Annotated in this window: 2 protein-coding genes; both read right to left on the reverse strand. The window is 67.9% G+C overall.

Going from position 1 to position 2388, the window contains the following annotated elements:
* Positions 1-26: 26 nt before the first annotated feature.
* On the reverse strand, positions 27-1418 hold the full coding sequence (locus tag AOK11_RS33790) for an MFS transporter (protein WP_055597487.1): 1392 nt from the start codon (positions 1416-1418) through the stop codon (positions 27-29).
* Positions 1415-2308: a polysaccharide deacetylase family protein gene (locus tag AOK11_RS33795; RefSeq protein ID WP_055597488.1), complete on the reverse strand. Its 894-nt coding sequence runs from the start codon at positions 2306-2308 to the stop codon at positions 1415-1417. Before AOK11_RS33795 ends, AOK11_RS33790 begins: the two co-directional genes overlap by 4 nt.
* Positions 2309-2388 lie beyond the last annotated feature (80 nt).

The following is a 2388-nucleotide window of genomic DNA, read 5'->3' on the forward strand; positions in this document are numbered from 1 at the left end:
CGCCGGGGGGAGGGGGGAGGGACGGCTCAGTGCGCCGTGGCCGGGGGTACGAGCTCGTCGTCGGTGTCCTGGCTGACCTTGTGGGCGCCGAGCATCAGCACGCCGGAGATGAACATCCCCAGGGCGCCCGCGACGAACGCGGCGGTGGTGGCGTTCGCGCCGAGGCCGATGATCGCGCTGAGCAGTGCCGAGCCGACGATCGCGCCCATGGGGCCCATCACGTGGGCGGTGTTGGAGCCGATGCCCCGGACCCGGGCCGGGAACGACTCGCCCATGTAGAAGACCATGGCGGAGTACGGGCCGAGGAGGAAGAAGAGCCCCAGGGCGTACATCGGGATGACGTACGCGGCGTTGTCCGGACCGAAGAGCATCGCCGTCATCACGATGCCGCCGATGGTCCAGCCGACGATGATGGTCGTCCGCCGGCCGATCCGGTCGCCGAGGTACCCGTGGAAGAGGTAGCCGAGGAAGCCGGCCATGTTGGCCAGGATCAGCACGACCAGTGCGCTGGAGAACGAGACGCCCTTGCCGTCGGTGAGGATGGTGGTGCCCAGCACCGAGAAGACCTGGATGCCCATCCAGTTGAACAGCCACGCTCCGGACAGGCACAGGGTGTGCCGGCGCAGGTCCGGGGCGAAGAGCTGGCGCAGGCCGGACTCGTTGTCCCGGCTGATGTCGAGGTCGTAGAGCTTTGCCAGCTGGGCCGCGTCGGCGTCGCGTCCGTCCTTGCGCAGTTCCCGTGTCCGCTTGAGGGCGACGAAGGAGGGCGACTCACGGAGTTTGGACCCGGCGATGAGGATGACGATGACCGGGAAGGTGGCGAGGAGGAAGATCCAGCGCCAGCTCATGATCGGGAGCAGCACGGCGGCGAACGCCGCGGCCAGCAGGGCGCCGACCGGCCAGCCGCTCTGCACGAGGCTGAACATGAAGCCGCGGCGCCGGCTCTTGCCGTACATCTCGTTGAGGTAGACGCCGTTGACGACCTCCTCGGAGTAGCCGAGGCCGGAGATGGCCCGAACTCCGATCAGCGAGGCGGCGCCGCCGACCAGCGCGGTGAGGCCGGAGGAGAGCGCCGCGCCCGCCGTGGTGACGATCAGGCTCGGCTTGCGGCCCCATCGGTCCAGCATCGGACCGACCAGCAGGGAGACGACGAAGGTACCGACGGTCACGCCGGTGGCGATCGCCGTGGCCTGCCCGGTGCTCCAGCCGAACGTCTCGGAGATTTTCGGCAGCAGGGTGCCGAAGAGCACGAAGTCGTAGACGGAGAAGACCCAGGCCAGGAAACAGACCATGGTGGTGGTCCTGATGGTGCGCCGGCTGAGCGTCGGAGGGCCCTTGAAGAGGACCTCGTCCGAGGGTGCTCCGCCGCGCGGCCATTCGTTCTCGTGGGCTATGTCCCCTTGCTGCACGGTGGTCATCTGCTGTCACCCTTCTGGCGCGGGTTGCGGGCGGCGAAGTCGTCCGCGATCTGGTCGAAGGTCACCCAGCGGACGCCTTCGTGGGAGTTGATGTGGTCGATGAGGCGCTCCAGCATCAGCAGCACCTGGGGGCGGCCGGCCACGTCGGGGTGGATGGTCATGGTGAAGGCCGCCTGGTCCATCTCCCGGTAGACCCAGTCGAACTGGTCGCGCCACATCTGCTCGATGTCACGGGGGTTGACGAAGCCGTGGCTGTTCGGGCTGGCCTTGATGAACATCATCGGAGGCAGGTCGTCGAGGTACCAGTTGGCCGGGATCTCGATCAGGTCCGTCTCCTGGCCGCGCACCAGGGGCTTCATCCAGGTCTCGGCGGGTGCGCTGTAGTCGATCTTCGTCCAGGTGTCGCCGACCCGGACGTAGTACGGCTCGAAGTCCCGGTGCATCAGCGAGTGGTCGTACTTGATGCCCCGCTCCAGCAGGAGTTCGTTGGTGACGGGGCTGAACTCCCACCAGGGCGCCACGTAGCCGGTCGGACGGCGGCCGGAGCGGGTCTCGATCAGCTCGATGCAGTGGTCCAGGACCGCGGCCTCCTGCTCACGGTTCATGGCGATCGGGTTCTCGTGGCTGTAGCCGTGCACGCCGATCTCGTGGCCGGCGGCGACGCAGGCGTCGAACTCCTCGGGGAAGGTCTCGACGGAGTGGCCGGGCCAGAAGAACGTCTGGGTCAGGCCGCGGCGTCGGAACAGCTCCAGCAGGCGGGGCACGCCGACTTCGCCCGCGAACAGGCCGCGGGAGATGTCGTCGGGCGAGTCCTCGCCTCCGTAGGAGCCGAGCCAGCCGCCGACTGCGTCGACGTCCACTCCGAAGCCGACGAGAATTTCCTTGGGCATCGACATCTCCTTTGATGACTGTGGTGTGGGTGGTGCGGGTAGTGCGAGTGGTGCGGGTGTGTCAGTAAGCCGGTGGGGGG

The organism is Streptomyces hirsutus (genome assembly GCF_001418415.1).
Classification (GTDB): domain Bacteria; phylum Actinomycetota; class Actinomycetes; order Streptomycetales; family Streptomycetaceae; genus Streptomyces; species Streptomyces hirsutus.

What these genes read in the sequence shown, in the direction of transcription:
- AOK11_RS33790 (WP_055597487.1), bottom strand. Translation starts at nt 1,418, where the DNA reads ATGACCACCGTGCAGCAAGGGGACATAGCCCACGAGAACGAATGGCCG.
- AOK11_RS33795 (WP_055597488.1), bottom strand. Translation starts at nt 2,308, where the DNA reads ATGCCCAAGGAAATTCTCGTCGGCTTCGGAGTGGACGTCGACGCAGTC.